14 protein-coding genes and 2 pseudogenes are annotated in these 14,614 nt (G+C 67.3%); 7 read left to right on the top strand and 9 right to left on the bottom strand.

Features of this window, described 5'->3' with window-relative positions:
- Positions 1–69: 69 nt before the first annotated feature.
- Together BIZ42_RS11955 and BIZ42_RS11960 are read right to left on the bottom strand one after the other, a co-directional pair.
- Positions 70–1,473 (bottom strand): mannose-1-phosphate guanylyltransferase/mannose-6-phosphate isomerase, encoded by a 1,404-nt coding sequence (locus BIZ42_RS11955; protein WP_070426571.1) that lies wholly within the window; start codon positions 1,471–1,473, stop codon positions 70–72.
- A 15-nt stretch (positions 1,474–1,488) separates the two neighbouring features.
- Complete coding sequence (locus BIZ42_RS11960; RefSeq protein ID WP_070426572.1) at positions 1,489–2,838, bottom strand: phosphomannomutase; 1,350 nt, start codon at positions 2,836–2,838, stop codon at positions 1,489–1,491.
- Positions 2,839–2,998: 160 nt separating this feature from the next.
- Between BIZ42_RS11960 and BIZ42_RS11965 the strand changes: the two genes are divergently transcribed.
- From BIZ42_RS11965 to BIZ42_RS11975, 3 genes are read left to right on the top strand one after another with little or no spacing between them, the layout of a single operon-like run.
- Positions 2,999–3,733 carry a CoA transferase subunit A gene (locus BIZ42_RS11965; protein ID WP_070426573.1) on the top strand — a complete coding sequence of 245 codons (735 nt, stop codon included), beginning with the start codon at positions 2,999–3,001 and terminating at the stop codon, positions 3,731–3,733.
- Between the two features lies 1 nt (position 3,734).
- Positions 3,735–4,367: a CoA transferase subunit B gene (locus BIZ42_RS11970; RefSeq protein WP_019182572.1), complete on the top strand. Its 633-nt coding sequence runs from the start codon at positions 3,735–3,737 to the stop codon at positions 4,365–4,367.
- Between the two features lie 58 nt (positions 4,368–4,425).
- Entirely contained in the window at positions 4,426–5,016 is a 591-nt protein-coding gene (locus BIZ42_RS11975) for an alpha-ketoglutarate-dependent dioxygenase AlkB (protein ID WP_070426574.1), read from the top strand.
- Here the strand turns inward: BIZ42_RS11975 and BIZ42_RS11980 are convergent.
- The 4 genes and pseudogenes from BIZ42_RS11980 to BIZ42_RS11995 form a co-directional block, all read right to left on the bottom strand.
- The gene (locus tag BIZ42_RS11980; RefSeq protein WP_070426575.1) at positions 4,994–5,653 is read right to left on the bottom strand and encodes an ABC-type transport auxiliary lipoprotein family protein; all 660 of its coding nucleotides are present in this window, start codon (positions 5,651–5,653) and stop codon (positions 4,994–4,996) included. The genes BIZ42_RS11975 and BIZ42_RS11980 overlap by 23 nt on opposite strands.
- Positions 5,650–6,575, bottom strand: a pseudogene (locus BIZ42_RS11985) (MlaD family protein). Before BIZ42_RS11985 ends, BIZ42_RS11980 begins: the two are co-directional and overlap by 4 nt.
- A gap of 3 nt (positions 6,576–6,578) precedes the next feature.
- Positions 6,579–7,409, bottom strand: a complete 831-nt coding sequence (locus tag BIZ42_RS11990) for an ABC transporter ATP-binding protein (RefSeq protein ID WP_019182568.1) — start codon at positions 7,407–7,409, stop codon at positions 6,579–6,581.
- A gap of 3 nt (positions 7,410–7,412) precedes the next feature.
- Positions 7,413–8,525, bottom strand: coding sequence for an ABC transporter permease (locus tag BIZ42_RS11995; protein ID WP_070426576.1), 1,113 nt, complete (start codon positions 8,523–8,525; stop codon positions 7,413–7,415).
- 159 nt (positions 8,526–8,684) lie between these two features.
- Between BIZ42_RS11995 and BIZ42_RS12000 the strand changes: the two genes are divergently transcribed.
- Positions 8,685–9,944, top strand: coding sequence for a threonine/serine exporter family protein (locus BIZ42_RS12000; protein ID WP_019182566.1), 1,260 nt, complete (start codon positions 8,685–8,687; stop codon positions 9,942–9,944).
- 90 nt (positions 9,945–10,034) lie between these two features.
- Here BIZ42_RS12000 and BIZ42_RS12005 read toward each other — a convergent pair.
- From BIZ42_RS12005 to BIZ42_RS12015, 3 genes and pseudogenes are all read right to left on the bottom strand, one after another.
- A pseudogene (locus BIZ42_RS12005) lies at positions 10,035–10,409 on the bottom strand (H-NS histone family protein); the annotation flags it as partial.
- A gap of 152 nt (positions 10,410–10,561) precedes the next feature.
- Positions 10,562–12,253 (bottom strand): proline--tRNA ligase, encoded by a 1,692-nt coding sequence (locus BIZ42_RS12010; RefSeq protein WP_019182564.1) that lies wholly within the window; start codon positions 12,251–12,253, stop codon positions 10,562–10,564.
- Between the two features lie 96 nt (positions 12,254–12,349).
- Positions 12,350–12,724: a DUF4124 domain-containing protein gene (locus BIZ42_RS12015; RefSeq protein ID WP_070426577.1), complete on the bottom strand. Its 375-nt coding sequence runs from the start codon at positions 12,722–12,724 to the stop codon at positions 12,350–12,352.
- A gap of 135 nt (positions 12,725–12,859) precedes the next feature.
- Here BIZ42_RS12015 and pssA point away from each other — a divergent pair, with 135 nt between their 5' ends.
- Genes pssA through rimI form a run of 3 tightly spaced genes read left to right on the top strand, consistent with a single transcriptional unit; the run spans position 12,860 to position 14,612 of the window.
- Positions 12,860–13,639: a CDP-diacylglycerol--serine O-phosphatidyltransferase gene (gene pssA / locus BIZ42_RS12020; protein WP_019182562.1), complete on the top strand. Its 780-nt coding sequence runs from the start codon at positions 12,860–12,862 to the stop codon at positions 13,637–13,639.
- The gene (locus BIZ42_RS12025; RefSeq protein ID WP_070426578.1) at positions 13,636–14,118 is read left to right on the top strand and encodes a hypothetical protein; all 483 of its coding nucleotides are present in this window, start codon (positions 13,636–13,638) and stop codon (positions 14,116–14,118) included. Before pssA ends, BIZ42_RS12025 begins: the two co-directional genes overlap by 4 nt.
- Positions 14,115–14,612 (top strand): ribosomal protein S18-alanine N-acetyltransferase, encoded by a 498-nt coding sequence (gene rimI / locus BIZ42_RS12030; RefSeq protein WP_070426579.1) that lies wholly within the window; start codon positions 14,115–14,117, stop codon positions 14,610–14,612. Before BIZ42_RS12025 ends, rimI begins: the two co-directional genes overlap by 4 nt.
- The last annotated feature ends 2 nt before the right edge of the window (positions 14,613–14,614 follow it).

A 14,614-nucleotide genomic window follows, 5' to 3' on the forward strand; every position in this document is an offset into this window, starting at 1 on the left:
GGCGTGGCTCTACCCGCAATAAAAAAACCCGGCCTTGGCCGGGTTTTCTGTTTATCTGCCTACCGTCGATCAGGTACGGCCGTACGTGTCCTCGAACCGCACGATATCGTCCTCGCCCAGATAGCTGCCAGACTGCACTTCGATCAGTTCCAGCGGCAGCTTGCCCGGGTTCTTCAGGCGATGGGTCACGCCCAGCGGAATGTACGTGCTCTGGTTCTCGGTGAGTAGCAGCACTTCCTCGCCGCGGGTCACTTCGGCCGTGCCGCTGACCACGATCCAGTGCTCGGCACGGTGGTGGTGCATCTGCAGGCTCAGCGTTGCACCCGGCTTGACGGTGATGCGCTTGACTTGGAAGCGGGCACCATTGTCGATCGAGTCGTACGCGCCCCAGGGGCGGTACACCTTGCGGTGCCAGGTTGCTTCGGGGCGCCCATCGGCCTTGATCTGCGCGACCACCTGCTTGATCTCCTGCATGCGGTCGCTCTTGCCGACCATCACCGCATCATCGGTTTCCACCACGATCACATCGTCCAGGCCGACCAGGGCGATCAGCCGCTCGCCGTAGGCGAAGGTGTTGCGGCAATCGATCGCGATCACATCGCCGTGGTGCGCGTTGCCATTCCCATCCTGTTCGGATACATCACGCAGCGCGGTCCACGAGCCCACATCGTTCCAGCCGGCATCCAGCGGCACGACCACGGCATCAGCGGTCTTTTCCATCACTGCATAGTCGATGGAATCCGACGGCACGGCGGCGAAGGCGTCCTTGTCCAGGCGGGTGAAATCGCTGTCACGACGCGCCTGCTGCCAGGCGGTGCGGCTGCCGGCCAGCATGGCGGGGTGGAACGTCTCCAGCTCGGCCAGGAATCGGGATGCCTTGAACAGGAACATGCCGCTGTTCCAGAAGTATTCGCCCGACTGCACGTAAGCGGTCGCGGTCTGTGCATCCGGCTTCTCGACAAACCGGTCCACGGCACGGACATCGCCGCCGGAGGCCGCCTTGATGTAGCCATAGCCGGTTTCCGGGCCGGTCGGCACGATGCCGAAGGTCACCAGCTTGCCGGACTCCGCGGCCGGCACCGCACGCAGCACCGCAGCGCGGAACGCATTCTCGTCGGCAATCACGTGGTCTGAAGGAAGCACCAGCAGCAGCGCATCATCGCCATCACGGGTCGCTTCCAGCGCCGCCACCGCGATGGCAGGTGCGGTATTGCGGCCGACCGGCTCCAGCAGGATCGCCTGCGGCTGCACGCCCAGCTGCTGCAGCTGCTCGGCGGCCACGAAGCGGTGTTCCTCGTTGGCGACGATCAGCGGCGCGCGGCCGGCGATCTGGGCCACGCGCTGCCAGGTCGCCTGCAGCATGGTCTGTTCGCCGGCCAGGGCCAGGAACTGCTTGGGGTAGGACTCGCGCGACAGCGGCCACAGGCGGGTGCCGGAACCACCGGAAAGGATGACGGGAAGAAGGTTCTGCATGGTGGGGTATTCGCCTCAGGCGTCCTTGAGCAACTGGGAAATTTCGTCGGTGCGTGCGCGCAGCAGCGCTGCGTCGCCGCGGGTTTCAACATTCAGGCGCAGCAGCGGCTCGGTATTGGAGCTGCGCAGGTTGAAGCGCCAGTCGCCGAAATTGGCGCTGATGCCATCGGTGTGGTCCAGCGACGGCGCCTGCGCGGCGTAGTGCTCCATCACGCGGGCAACGGAACGCTTGGCGTCGGCCACCTTGAAGTTGATCTCGCCGCTGCACGGGAACTTCTGCATGCGCGCCTCGACCAGGTCGGCCAGCGAGCGGCCGGACTCGGAGACCAGCGCGGCGATCAGCAGCCACGGGATCATCCCGGAATCGGCGTAGGCGAACTCGCGGAAATAGTGATGCGCACTCATCTCGCCGCCGTAGACGGCATTTTCCGAGCGCATCTTTTCCTTGATGAAGGCGTGGCCGCTCTTGCACAGCACCGGCTGGCCACCGGCTTCCTCCACCATTTCCACCGTGTTCCAGGTCAGGCGCGGGTCGTGCACGATCTTGCCGCCGGGCTGGCGCGCCAGGATCGCCTGGGCGAGCAGGCCGACCAGGTAATAGCCTTCGATGAAGCGGCCGTTGTGGTCGAAGAAGAAGCAGCGGTCGAAATCGCCATCCCAGGCGATGCCGAAGTCCGCGCCATGCTCGCGCACGGCCTGCGCGGTGAGCTCGCGGTTCTCCGGCAGCAGCGGGTTGGGGATGCCGTTGGGGAAGCTGCCGTCGGGTTCATGGCAGATGCGGATGAACTCCAGCGGCAGGTGCGGGGCGAGCAGATCCACGATCGTGCCGGCACCGCCGTTGCCGGCATTGACCACCAGCTTCAGCGGCTTGAGCGCCTTGGGCTCGATGTAGCTCAGCAGGTGGGCGATGTAGGCGCTCTTGTCCGGATGCGACTGCAGGCCGGCGCTCGGCTCGGCCGCGGGGGCCTGGTCGGCCTCGACCGCGTCGGAGATCGCGAACAGGCCGGTATCGGAGCTGATCGGACGGGCCTGCTCCTTGACCAGCTTCATGCCGTTGTAATCCATCGGATTATGGCTGGCGGTGACCATTACCCCGCCGGCCGCCTTCAGGTGGTCGACCTGGAAATAGACTTCTTCAGTCCCGCACAGCCCGATGTCGAGCACCTCGCGGCCGGCGCCGCGCAGGCCGGCTGCCAGGGCATCCTGCAGGGCCCCGCTGGTCAGGCGGACATCGTGGCCCACCACCACCGTGCCGGGCGACAGCTGGGCGGCCAGGGCCACGCCGATGCGGCGGGCCAGATCTTCGTTCAGTTCATCCGGAACCCGGCCGCGGATGTCGTACGCCTTGAATGCGGGGAGCGTCATCTATTCAGTCCTTCTGACAGTCAGCGCACTAGTTTAGCCGCTGCCGTGTATGGGAATCGTTTTCACCGGTGCGGGCCGGGTCAACGCCGGACCCCGGGGGCAGGGAAAGCCCCGGGCAATGGCTACAATGGCCGCTTACATCAACGAGGTGAGGGCGTAGATGAGCAAGTCCCCAGACAACGCCGGGCGACGTGGCAAGCAGTACGCCAGTGCGGCTGAAGCGCTGCAAGGCGCCATCGCCGATGGCCAGACCCTGGCGGTCGGCGGGTTCGGCCTGTGCGGTATTCCCGAGGCCCTGATCGCCGCGCTGCGCGATACCGGTGCCAAGGACCTGACTGTGATCTCCAACAATGCGGGCGTGGATGGCTTCGGCCTCGGCCAGCTGCTGGCGACCCGCCAGATCCGCAAGATGATCTCCTCCTACGTGGGCGAGAACAAGGAGTTCGAGCGTCAGTACCTGGCCGGCGAGCTGGAGCTGGAGTTCAACCCGCAGGGCACCCTGGCCGAGCGGCTGCGCGCCGGCGGTGCGGGCATTCCGGCCTTCTTCACCGCGACCGGCTACGGCACGGTGGTGGCCGAAGGCAAGGAAACCCGCGAGTTCGACGGCAAGCACTACGTGATGGAGACCGCGCTGCGGGCCGACGTAGCGCTGGTCAAGGCCTGGAAGGCCGACGAGGCCGGCAACCTGGTGTTCCGCAAGACCGCGCGCAACTTCAACCCGGCCTGCGCGATGGCCGGCAAGCTGTGCATCGTGGAAGTGGAAGAGGTGGTGCCGGTGGGCAGCATCGACCCAGACCAGGTGCACCTGCCGGGCATCTACGTGCACCGCATCGTGCACAACCCGCACCCCGAGAAGCGTATCGAACAGCGTACCGTGCGCCAGGAGGCGAACTGAGATGGCCTGGACCCGCGATGAAATGGCACAGCGCGCCGCGCGCGAACTGACCGACGGCGCCTACGTGAACCTGGGCATCGGCCTGCCCACCCTGGTCGCCAACCACATTCCCGACGGCGTGGATGTCTGGCTGCAGTCCGAAAATGGTCTGCTCGGCATCGGCCCGTTCCCGACCGAAGCCGAAGTGGATGCCGACCTGATCAACGCCGGCAAGCAGACGGTGACCGCACGCGCGGGCGCCAGCTACTTTGGCAGCCACGACAGCTTCGCGATGATCCGTGGCGGTCATATCAACCTGGCCATCCTCGGCGCGATGCAGGTCACCGACAAGGGCGATCTGGCCAACTGGATGGTGCCCGGCAAGATGGTCAAGGGCATGGGCGGGGCGATGGATCTGGTCGCCGGCGTTCAGCGCGTGGTGGTGCTGATGGAGCACACCGCCAAGAACGGCGAGCACAAGATCCTGTCCGAGTGCAATCTGCCGCTGACCGGGGTTGGCGTGGTCGATCGCATCATCACCGACCTGGCCGTGTTCGATGTCACCGACAAGGGCCTGGTGCTGATCGAGTCCGCGCCGGGCGTGGGTATCGATGAGCTGAAGGAAAAGACCGGCGTGGCCTTCGGCCAGGCCTGATCGCTGTCGCCGCCGTGGTGCCCGTGCGACGGGCACCACGATAGTCGTTGAGGATTCCATGGATCTGCATCTGCGCGAGGCTGAGGTGCACTGGCACCGCCACTGGCTGCCCCGCGACGCCGCCGACACCCTCCAGCGCACGCTGCGCGAGGATGTCCCGTGGGAGGTGCACAGGATCCGCATGTTCGGCCGCCAGGTCGATTCCCCGCGGCTGAGCTGCTGGATGGGCGACCCGGCCGCCCGCTACCGCTATTCCGGTACCGAGTTCGTGCCGCAGCCGTGGCATCCGGCGCTGCTGCCGCTGCGCGATCAGCTGGCCGCATTCTGTGGCCACGCGTTCAACAGCGTGCTGCTCAACCGTTACCGCGACGGCGATGATGGGATGGGCTGGCACAGTGACAACGAGCCCGAGCTGGGGCCGGCGCCGGTGATCGCGTCACTGAGCCTGGGCGCGGGGCGGCGGTTCCTGCTGCGGCGACGGGACGACCATGCGAAAAAGGCCGAGGTGCTGCTGGACCATGGCGATCTGCTGGTGATGGGTGGGCAGACCCAGCGCCTTTACCAGCATTCCCTGCCCAAAAGCGCGCGACCGCTGGCCGAGCGCCTCAATCTGACCTTCCGCTGGATCAACGCATCCGGGCAGGGGTAACCGCGCTGCGGGCGTGATCCTGCTCGCCGGTCACCAGCGTCCAGCCCACCACGTTCGTGGTCAGTGTCTGCAGCCCCTGTTCCAGCGCGGCGGTGACCTGGGCGACGTCGGTGCTGCCCACCGGGTTTTCCTGGCGGAAGGTGCGGTCGGCGACCACGCGCTGGTCGATCACGTGGATCAGTTTGGCGTTCACTTCGATCAGCGCGGTCGGCGTGGCCTGGCCGCGGTAATCGGCTTCGAAGCGGCGCACGTCCATGGCCAGCTTGTAGTCGGCGCGGATGCCGGTGGTAACCCGGGCCACGCCGTTGATGCGGCCGGAATCCTCGAAGCCGCGCACCAGCGCGTCGTCGAGCATGTCGGTGGCCGGCTGGGCCCAGCTCACGCCCTTGTAGACCTCCAGCTCGGAGGGGGTCGGACGCACGTTGATGCGCGGGCTGTCGACCACGCGGGCGGCGCTGGGCTTGACCAGCACCAGCTGCCAATCGACGGTCGGCCAGCTCGGGTCGGCCTGGATGCGCACCACGGGCGAATAGATCGTCACCGCGCTGCGTTCGTTGCTGCCCAGCAGCGAGCAGCCGCCAAGCGCGGCGATCAGGGCGATCGGCAGCAGGGGCCGGAAGAAGGTCGCGTGGCTCATTTGGGTTCGAACTCCTTGGGTGCGTCACGGCCGAGCAGATAGCGTGCCGGGTTGTTGTCCAGCCGGTCGCTGACCCGGCGCAGGTCGCGGATCAGGCCGCGCAGCTCGGTGAGGGTCGGGCCGAGCTGGGCCAGGCCATCATTGGCGAAGCTGTTGATCGCGGCCCGGTTCTCGCCAAGGATCGAGTCGGCATTGCCGGCCGCCGAGTCCAGCTTGCTCAGCGTGGTTTCCAGCTTGTCCAGGATCGGCGGCAGCTGCTGCACCAGATTCTTGTCCAGCCGCTGGATGGTGCCGTTGGTGCTCTTGAGGGTCACATCCAGGCTGCGGGCGGCATCACGCGCGCTCAGCAGCAGCGCCTGGGTACCCTGGTCGCGGTCGGCCAGGCCGCCGCTGATGGTTTCCAGGTTGGCCAGGGTGGCGTTGATGCTGGCCACGTTGCGGTCGCTGAGCACCTGGTCCATGCGCTCGACGATGCGGTTGGCCACGTCGGTGATGTTCTGCAGCGCCGAGGGGTGGTCGGGATGATCGGGGCCGGATCCTTGTTGACCGCGGTCAGCGCGGGCGACTGCGGCGTGCCGCCACTGAGCTGGATGATCGACGGGCCGGTCAGGCTGGTGATCGCCAGCTTGGCGCGGGTGTCGGTCTTGACCGGCGTATTGGAGTTCAGGCGGATCCGTGCGACCACCTGGCGCGGATCGTCCGGTACCAGGTTCAGTTCGGTGATCGAGCCGACCGCGATGCCGTTGTACTGCACCGGGCTGCCGACTGACAGGCCGGTGACGGCCTCGCGGAACACCACGCGGTACTCGGTCCAGGTGCGATCGGAGGAGTACTTGGCGGCCCACAGGCCGAAGGCCAGCAGCGCCAGGCCCACTATCAGGGTGAAGGCGCCGATCAGGACGTAATTGGCTTTGGTTTCCATGGCTTACTCGCTCTCGTGCTTTGCATCGCGCGCAGCACGCGCGCGCGGTCCGTGGAAGTACTCCTGGATCCACGGGTGGTCCAGTTGTTCGATCTCGTGCAGCGGGGCATTGGCGATGACTTTCTTGTCGGCCAGCACCGCCACCCGGTCACAGATCGCATACAGCGTGTCCAGATCATGTGTGATCAGGAAGACCGTCAGGCCCAGCGCTTCCTGCAGGGTCTTGATCAGGCGGTCGAAGGCGGCCGCACCGATCGGATCCAGCCCGGCGGTGGGCTCGTCCAGGAACAGCAGCGGCGGGTCCAGCGCCAGCGCCCGGGCCAGGCCGGCGCGCTTGCGCATGCCGCCGGACAGCTGCGAGGGGAGCTTGTTGATCGCATCGGCCGGCAGGCCGGCCAGCTTCACCTTGAGCAGGGCCAGCTCGTAATGCCAGCGCTCGGGCAGCTCGCCGTGGTGTTCCTTCAGCGGCACCTGCACGTTCTCGCCCACGGTGAGCGAGGAGAACAGGGCGCCATCCTGGAACAGCACGCCGGTATTGCGTTCGATATGCAGGCGGTTGGCCGGGTCACTGGAGCGGGCGTCGACGCCGAGCACCTCGATCTGGCCGTCATCGGGCGTGCGCAGGCCGAGGATGCTGCGCATCAACACCGATTTGCCGGTACCCGAGCCGCCGACCACGCCGAGAATCTCGCCGCGGCGCACGTCCAGGTCCAGCCCGTCGTGCACGACCTGCGCGCCGAAACGGTTGGTCAGTCCGCGCACGCGGATCAGCAGTTCACCATCACCGGTGGCGGCGTCGTCGCGGTCGATGGCCGGGGCGGTATCGGTGCTCATCGGTTACCAGCCCATCTTCATGAACCACAGCGCGGCGAACGCGTCGAGGATGATCACCAGCGAAATCGCCTGTACCACGCTGGAGGTGGTGCGCTCACCGACCGACTGCGCGGTGCCTTCAACCTTGAGGCCTTCCAGGCAGCCGATCAGGCCGATCACCAGCGCGAACACCGGGGCCTTGGACAGGCCGACCAGCATGTTGCGCACTTCCATGGTGTCGTGCATCCGCGCGATGTACATCTGCGGCGGGATATCCAGATCGAACGCGCCGACGGTGATGCCGCCGGCCAGGCCGGCGACCATGGCGATGAAGGTCAGCAGCGGCAGGGTGATCAGCAGGGCGATCAGGCGCGGCAGCACCAGCAGGTCGACCGGGTCCAGGCCGAGCGTCTTCATCGCGTCGATTTCTTCGCGGGCCTTCATCGCGCCGATCTGCGCGGTGAACGCACTGGCGGTGCGGCCGGCCAGCACGATGGCGGTCAACAGCACCGCGAACTCGCGCAGGAAGGCGATGCTGACCAGTTCGACTACATAGATCTCCGCGCCGAAGTCGCGCAGGATCGTGGAGCCGAGGAAGGCGATCACCGCGCCGACCAGATACGACAGCAGGGCCACCAGCGGCACCGCGTCCAGGCCGACCTGCTCCATCTGCGCGACGGTGGCAGTAAGACGGAAGCGGCGCGGTTCCTTGATCAGGCGCGCGCCCTTGACCAGGTTCTCGCCCAGGAAACTGGCCAACGCCACGATGTTGTGGCCCATGCCGTGCACGCTGACACCGAGTCGTTCCAGCGCGGCCAGCACGCCGAAGTCGCGTTTGGCCTTGGGCCGGTCGTCGGCGACTTCCTCGATGGTGGAGACCAGCGCGCGATGCTCCTCGCGGAACGTCACCGCGTCCTCGCCCAGGTCGGCGCGGTGCGCGACACGCAGCAGCTGCAGCACGCCGGCCGAATCGAGCAGGGTGATGCCGCTGGCGTCCAGGCCGGTCACTTTCTCCGGGAGGCCGCGCAGCACTTCGGCCGCGTCCAGCGCGGTGCGTAATGTCCAATGGCCAGACAACCGGATCAGGCCGGGGTCCTGGGCATCCTGCTCGAGATGGGGGGCTTGGTCTGAGGTCATGTAGGCGTCCTGCGCGCAGCATACCCTGTCCGGGTGCATGGCTCGCGTATGCGCCGGACCGGTCCATGCACGCCGCTCGGCACTGCCGGGCATGCGCGCGGCTGCATCATGGCACCGGGATTCTTCAGGCCGGGGCGTGTTCGGGTAATACTACGGCGCATGTCTGCCGACGCCCCCACCATCGTTGCACCACCGGCCACCTACGCTCAGCGCGTGGCCTTCGTTTCGGAAATGGCCGGGCGCCTGCACAGCTATGGCACCACCGCGCAGCGGCTGGAGGCGGCGGTGGTCGCCCTGGCGCAGAGGCTGGACCTGGATTGCGAGCCGTGGTCGAACCCGACCGGCCTGATCCTGAGTTTCAGCGACCCGACCAAGGCGATCGGTTCGTCGGACATCACCCGCGTGATCCGCCTGGCCCCGGGCGAAAACGATCTGCATAAACTCAGCATCGCCGACCAGATCACCGATGCGGTTGCCAACGGCACCATGAGCATCGCGCAGGGGCATACCGCGCTGCGGCAGCTGGACAAGGACCCCGGGCGCTGGGGCAAGGTCCGCACGATTCTCTCCTACAGCCTCGGCGCGGCCGGCGTGGCCGGGCTGTGGAAACTGCCGTGGCTGGATATCGCCACCGCCGGCGTGATCGGGCTGCTGATCGGCGTCATGGGCATGTACACCGACCGCCGCCCGGCCACGCGCGAGGCCAACGAAGCCCTGGCGGCGCTGCTGGCCGGTTCGGTGGCAACGCTGGTGGCCTCGTTCATCGGCGCGCTCAACCTCAATACGGTGATCATCGCCTCGCTGGTGGTGCTGCTGCCCGGGATGTCGCTGACCAATGCGGTCAACGAACTGGCCAGCCAGCACTGGGTCTCGGGGACGGCACGCTTCGCCGGGGCGGTGACCACGATTCTGAAATTGACGGTGGGCGCGGTGATCGCGGTGACCCTGTCCGGCATCGTCGGGCTGGAACCGCTGGTGCGCGCGTCGCGTCCACAGGCCGATTGGGTCGAGTGGGGTGCGTTGCTGCTGGCCGCCTTCGCGTTCGCGATGCTGTTCAAGGCCAACCGGCGCGATTTTCCGTGGGTGATGGCCGCGGCGGTGGCCGGCTATGCGATTTCAAAATTCGCGGGCCAGGCCTGGGGCATACCGGCCGGCATTTTCATGTCGGCGATGCTGCTCACGGCCGCAGGCAACCTGTTTGGTCGCCTGGCGCAGCGCCCGGGCGCGATCATCCGCTTGCCCGGCATCATCATGCTGGTGCCCGGCAGTACCAGCCTGCGTGGCGTGCTGACCCTGGTCCAGCAGCAGGACATGAGCGCCGGCCAGACCGTGCTGATGACTGTGCTCAACGTGGTGATGGCACTGGTGGCCGGGCTGCTGTTCGGCAATCTGCTGATCCCGGCACGCAAGAATCTCTGACCGCCGCGGCCATCGCGCAGGGGTGCACCAGGAACGAAAACGCCGGCGCGAGGCCGGCGTTTCCATGTGCGTCAGTAACTGACCGGCTTACTTCTTGATCAGGAACTCTTCGACCTTCTTGCCCTTGGCGGTATGCGCGGCCAGCCAGCGCGGCTGCTTGCCACGGCCGGTCCAGGTTTCCTTCGGGTTGGCCGGATTGCGGTACTTCGGGGCCACCTTGCCAAGCTTGCGCACGGCCTTGGCCGGGGCCTTGGTCGCCTTGCCCGCGGCACGACCGCGTGCGGCCGGGGCGGCGCCGCCGAACAGTTCTTCCACCGAATAGCCCTGGGCCTTGGCCAGCTTGGTCAGCTGCGCGCGGACCTTGCTGATCGCCGGACGCTTGGCCACGATGGTCTGCTGCTTCTTGGCGTTCTTGATCAGCGCGCCCAGCTCTTTGGCGGACAGGCCGCTCAGGTCAATGCTCATCTACTACTCCGCAATATATTAAGGACAGGGTGAGCCGGTCCTTGGCATCGGAAACAGCATACATTCTCTTTTGCGAAATACACAAACAAACCGGAGATATTGAAACCGGGTCCGCCATTGAAAAGGCCGGGTTATTCACCCGGCCTTTGTCATTACTGCGTCAACTTCGCCAGCAGTGCGTCCTTGTCCAGGACTTCGGCTTCGGCGGCGCTGCGCGCGCGGTACTCGAACGTGCCGGCGGCGACACCGCGTTCGGACACCACGATCCGGTGCGGCACGCCGATCAGCTCCATGTCGGCAAACATCGCGCCCGGGCGCAGGCCGCGGTCGTCCAGGGCCACGTCCAGGCCGGCGGCCTGCAGCTGTGCAAGCAGCTCGGCGGCAGTGGCCGACACGGTCTCGTCCTGCTTCGGGTTGATCATGCAGACCACCACCTGCCACGGCGCCATCGCGTCGGGCCAGATAATGCCGGCGTCGTCATGATTCTGTTCAATCGCTGCAGCCACGATGCGCGAAATGCCGATGCCGTAGCAGCCCATCGCCAATACCGCGGCCTTGCCGTTCTCGTCGAGCACGGTCGCATTCAACGCCTGCGCATACTGGCGGCCGAGCTGGAACACGTGGCCGACCTCGATGCCGCGCGCGATCTTCAGCTCACCCCCATCGGCGGCACGATCACCGGCCTTGGCGTTGCGGATGTCCGCCACTTCCGGTTCGGGCAGGTCACGGCCCCAGTTCACGCCGGCGATGTGGAAACCGGCTTCGTTGGCGCCGACGACGAAATCGGCCAGCGCGGCGACGTCGCGGTCGGCGACGATGCGGATCGGCTGGGCCGGATTGAGCGGGCCGAGGAAACCGGGCTGGCTGCCCAGGTGCGTGGCGATCTCCGCCTCGCTGGCCATGCGGTAGCCCTGCAGGCCCTCGACTTTACCGAGTTTGATTTCATTGACGTCGTGATCGCCACGCACCAGCGCCAGCACGAAGCCGCCCTCGCTCATGATCGCGATCGACTTGACCGTGCGCTCCAGGCCCAGGCCGAGCAGGGCGGCCACGGCTTCACAGGTTTTCTGCGTGGGCGTGTCGACCTTGCGCAGTGCTTCGCTGGCGGCCGGGCGCTCGCCCGGAGCCGCGGCGATGGCCGCTTCCATGTTCGCGGCGTAATCCGAGCCGGTGGAAAACACCAGCGCGTCTTCGCCGGACTCGGCGATCACGTGGAATTCCTGCGAGGCGTCGCCACCGATCGCGCCGGAGTCGGCCTGCACCATGCGGAAATCCAGGCCGAGGCGGGTGAAGATGCGGGCATAGGCCGACTTCATGTTTTCGTACTCGCGCACCAGGCACTCATCGTGCAGGTGGAAGGAGTACGCATCCTTCATCAGGAACTCGCGCGCGCGCATCACGCCGAAACGCGGGCGGATCTCGTCGCGGAACTTGGTCTGGATCTGGAAGAAATTGACCGGCAGCTGCTTGTAGCTGGACAGCTCCTGGCGCGCGAAATCGGCAGCGGCCTCTTCGGCGGTCGGGCTGTAGCAGAACACCTGCTCCTTGCGGTCCTTGATCTTCAGCAGCTGCGGGCCGAACTTTTCCCAGCGGCCGGTGGCTTCCCACAGTTCCTTGGGCTGGATGGTCGGAATCTGGAATTCCACCGCGCCGGCACGCTCCATTTCCTCACGCACGATGCGCTCGACCTTGCGCAGCACGCGCAGGCCCAGCGGCGACCAGGTGTACAGCCCCGAGGCCAGCTTGCGGATCATGCCCGCGCGCAGCATCAAGCGGTGGCTGGTCAGCTCCGCGTCGCTGGGGGTTTCCTTGGTGGTGTGCAGGTGGAACTGGGAGAGGCGCATCGTCGGCTTCGCTGAACGGCAGAAGCCGATATTCTGCCAGTCCGGCCGCCGCGATGGGTGCTGGCGGTGGTTTTGGCCCTTGCCGGGACCGGCGGCTCAGGCCTTGGGCGTGCAGTACGCCTGGATGGCGGCCTCGGCCAGGGTCCTCTGGGCGCTGCGCTGCGCATCGGTCAGGGCGGTATCGGCCTTGCCGTCGCCATCGGTGTCCTGCATGACCTTGCCCGGCCCATCGAGCAGGACGATATTGCCGCGGGCGGTGGTGCAGTCGCTGTTCTCGGCCGGGGCGGCCGCCGCCTCGCGCGGGGCCGGGTCGCGGTGTTGGACCTGGCGGGCCTCGTAGTTCTGCCCGGTGGGCGGCTTCTCCGAATACTGGGTCACGCCATGGGCGTCTTTCCACTTATAGACGGTGCCGGCACTGGCCGTCGCACTGGCGAGCAGCAGCAGGGCGCTCAGACGGGACAGGGCACGCATGGCGACTCCGGAGACGGGGCAGAAGCGCGATTGCAGCACCCCGGGCCGGCGCTGGCAAGCCGATCACGGCAGCAATGGCAGGGCGCGGCGCGCTGGCACTGCCCCAAAGGGCACCGCAGCCACTAAACTGGCCGCATGGATCAACTGAAACCCCCGCCGCGCTCGCGCAGCATCTACCTGCTGCCCAACCTGTTCACCACCGCAGGCCTGTTCGCCGGCTTCTACGCGATCATCGCCGCGGCCAACGGCGACTTCGTCAATGCCGCCATCGCCGTGTTCGTCGCGGCGGTCATGGACGGCCTGGACGGCCGCGTGGCCCGGCTGACCGGGACCAGCAGCGAATTCGGCGTGCAGTACGACTCGCTGGCCGACCTGGTCAGCTTCGGCATGGCCCCGGCCCTGGTGATGTACCACTGGTCGCTGTCCTGGCTGAAGTTCGACGACCCGGTACTCGGCCGCGTCGGCTGGGCGGTCGCCTTCCTGTATGCCGCCTGCGCCGCGTTGCGCCTGGCCCGCTTCAATACCCAGGTCACGGTGGTCGACAAGCGCTGGTTCATCGGGCTGGCCAGCCCGGCTGCCGCCGGCCTGATGATGTCCTTCGTCTGGGCCTTCGCCGATGGCAACCTGGGCTGGGACGGCAACCAGCTGCGCTACGTCGCCCTCGGCGTGACCCTGGTCTCGGCCCTGCTGATGGTCAGCCGGATCCGCTTCTGGAGCTTCAAGGGCAGTGGCGAGAAGGGGCCGCGCGCGGACCGCGTGCCGTTCCTGGCGCTGGCCCTGGTGCCGATCGCCATCGCGATCATGGTCATCGATCTGCCGCGCGTGCTGTTCGCGGTGGGCCTGGTGTATGCCCTGTCCGGCCCGTGCTACTGGGTGTGGCAACGCACCCGCAGGCCGGTCGAGCCGAACGCGTGAGCGGGCGGGCGCTGCCGCCATTGTGGTCGCCGGCGCAGCAGTCCTGGCTGCAGGCCATGGGCTACACGGTGTTCGTCGACGGCAGTGTCGCGCCCGAGGCGGTGGTGATGCCCGAGATCGAGCTGCGCGCGGCCCCGGTGGCCGAGCCGCCGGTGCCCGTACGCCCCGCACGGCCGGCGCCATCGGCGGACGCGCCCGCACCGGTACGGCGCAGTGCCCCGCGCACGGTGGAAGCAGGCGCGCCCGGCAGCCCGCCGGCCGCGACACCCGTGCGCGCGAGCGGTGGCCGCCGCGCCGCGGTGCGGATGCCTGATCGCCTGCAGATCGCGCTGCTGCGTGCCTCCGGCTGCAACCCCGCCGAACCGGATACCCAGGCCTTGATGGCCAGCTGGAACCTGGATGAACTGCGCGGCAGTGCGGCCGCCAAGCGTGCGCTGTGGCCGCAGTTGCGTGCCCTGCGCAGGAAGAACCGCCCGTGAGCGCGGTGAGCTCGCCACGGCCGTTGTCGCTGCGCGCGCTGCGCGAAAGCGACCTCAATGCGGTGATGGCGATCGAAGTGCGCGGGTATCCGTACCCGTGGACCCGCGGCATCTTCCAGGACTGCCTGCGTGCCGGTTATCCCGGCCTGGCGATGGAAGAGGACGGCCTGCTGATGGGCTACGGCCTGCTCAGCATCGCCGCCGATGAAGCCCACATCCTCAATATCTGCGTGGACCCGCTGTGCCAGTCGCGCGGCCACGGCCGGCATCTGCTGCGCGCGCTGGTGAAGCTGGCCCGCGACCACGGCGCGCACCGCGTGTTCCTGGAAGTGCGCCCGTCCAATACCCCGGCGGTGGCGCTGTACCACAGCGAGGGCTTCAACGAGATCGGCCGCCGGCCCCGCTATTACCCCGCCCGAGAGGGGCGCGAGGATGCGCTGGTGATGGCCATCGAGCTGGTCGACGACGACATCCAGGTGATGCCGCCGCTCTGACC

The organism is Stenotrophomonas sp. LM091 (assembly GCF_001806305.1).
GTDB lineage: Bacteria > Pseudomonadota > Gammaproteobacteria > Xanthomonadales > Xanthomonadaceae > Stenotrophomonas > Stenotrophomonas bentonitica_A.

Coding starts and splice junctions, on each gene's coding strand:
- BIZ42_RS11980 (WP_070426575.1), bottom strand. CDS start 5,653: ATGAGCCACGCGACCTTCTTCCGGCCCCTGCTGCCGATCGCCCTGATC.
- BIZ42_RS11975 (WP_070426574.1), top strand. CDS start 4,426: ATGGATCTGCATCTGCGCGAGGCTGAGGTGCACTGGCACCGCCACTGG.
- BIZ42_RS11970 (WP_019182572.1), top strand. CDS start 3,735: ATGGCCTGGACCCGCGATGAAATGGCACAGCGCGCCGCGCGCGAACTG.
- BIZ42_RS11960 (WP_070426572.1), bottom strand. CDS start 2,838: ATGACGCTCCCCGCATTCAAGGCGTACGACATCCGCGGCCGGGTTCCG.
- BIZ42_RS11965 (WP_070426573.1), top strand. CDS start 2,999: ATGAGCAAGTCCCCAGACAACGCCGGGCGACGTGGCAAGCAGTACGCC.
- BIZ42_RS12000 (WP_019182566.1), top strand. CDS start 8,685: ATGTCTGCCGACGCCCCCACCATCGTTGCACCACCGGCCACCTACGCT.
- BIZ42_RS11990 (WP_019182568.1), bottom strand. CDS start 7,409: ATGAGCACCGATACCGCCCCGGCCATCGACCGCGACGACGCCGCCACC.
- BIZ42_RS12010 (WP_019182564.1), bottom strand. CDS start 12,253: ATGCGCCTCTCCCAGTTCCACCTGCACACCACCAAGGAAACCCCCAGC.
- BIZ42_RS12015 (WP_070426577.1), bottom strand. CDS start 12,724: ATGCGTGCCCTGTCCCGTCTGAGCGCCCTGCTGCTGCTCGCCAGTGCG.
- pssA (WP_019182562.1), top strand. CDS start 12,860: ATGGATCAACTGAAACCCCCGCCGCGCTCGCGCAGCATCTACCTGCTG.
- BIZ42_RS11955 (WP_070426571.1), bottom strand. CDS start 1,473: ATGCAGAACCTTCTTCCCGTCATCCTTTCCGGTGGTTCCGGCACCCGC.
- BIZ42_RS11995 (WP_070426576.1), bottom strand. CDS start 8,525: ATGACCTCAGACCAAGCCCCCCATCTCGAGCAGGATGCCCAGGACCCC.